Annotated in this window: 1 protein-coding gene and 1 pseudogene; both read right to left on the bottom strand. The window is 44.4% G+C overall.

Features of this window, described 5'->3' with window-relative positions:
• Nucleotides 1–225 (bottom strand): annotated as a pseudogene (locus tag J8M00_RS27950) (hypothetical protein); the annotation flags it as partial.
• Nucleotides 225–1,143, bottom strand: a 919-nt coding sequence (locus tag J8M00_RS27945) for a hypothetical protein (RefSeq protein ID WP_211013640.1), incomplete at its 5' end; no start/stop codon positions are given. The gene J8M00_RS27945 and the pseudogene J8M00_RS27950, both read right to left, overlap by 1 nt.

Raw genomic sequence — 1,143 nt, 5'->3', positions numbered from 1 at the left:
TAGGTCAGTTACAGCTTGGTGTATGGCAGGCGTCACTAATCCACTATTTAATGACTCAATCAGTGCTGCTCTTGCCTTATCTACACTTAAGCCACTAGATAGCCAATGTTTTACCAGTGCGGTTCGGTTTTGTGCCGTTTTGCGTGCTTTATCGCTGGCCTCAGACCATGCACTTTGGCTCACAACCGCAGGTAAGTTGTTAAATTTAATCACAGCAGGATGCATTACTTGATCTCCTTGCTTTGCTTTTCTACTAAAAATTGTTCGAGCAGCCGGTTACGCTCGGTTTCAACGTATTGCCACTCAGCATTGGTAAATTTCGGTAGGTGTTCAATGCCTTCAATATGCCCAGCAAACTCGCCGCTTAAACGCTCAAGTGCTGTACCAATTTGGCTGTAGATTGCCGCCCAGGTGTGATGCAGTACTTGCGCAGCACTCACACGCGAGTCCAAATCCAATTGGCGGTTATCACACAGCTGACCAATTTGGGTAATGGTGCTAACAAGCGCCTCGTTTAATAGCTCGGTATTACAAATGGCGTCTTTGCGTATCTCACTAATAAACACATGCATGTCAAAACGTACTTGTGGCACTTTGCGTAGCTTTTCATGCTCCAAGTCATTAATGGCCCGCGCCGCAGTTACCTGTAATTCGTCACGCTCTTTTATCAGATCGGCCACTTGCTGCTTGATTGCGTTGCCTGATGTTTCGGCCAGCACTTCGTAGTCTTCGTCGTCTAGCTCTTTAAGCGTTTCGATTGGTACTTTGGTAAGTTCGTTAAGTTGATGAGTGTTCAAATTCAAAATGGACAATTTGTCCACTTTGCTTTTAGGCAAAGCTTTTAGCATTTTTGCTATAGCCATGGCCCTGCTAGCTGTTCGCCTATGAATGCTTTTCTCATGTAGTAGAGAATTAAAACGCCCATGTTCTGTTTGTGACTTCAGCCAAAGCAATAACACGCCCATTTTAGCGGCGTCTGTAAATTGTCTATTTGCTAGGAAAGCCACCTGATCCATGCATTCATCTATGGTCGCTGGTAGCTCGACATACAAAACAGATTCAAGCTGACCTATTTGATATTCGATCTCTTCAGCAGATTCAGGACAAACTAAGTCAGAACTCATAACAACTCCGAATTTCAAA

Source organism: Pseudoalteromonas luteoviolacea (assembly GCF_018100925.1).
GTDB classification, from domain to species: domain Bacteria; phylum Pseudomonadota; class Gammaproteobacteria; order Enterobacterales; family Alteromonadaceae; genus Pseudoalteromonas; species Pseudoalteromonas obscura.
The sequence above is the reverse complement of the archived record's forward strand: the minus strand, read 5'-3'. Positions and strand labels throughout refer to the sequence as shown.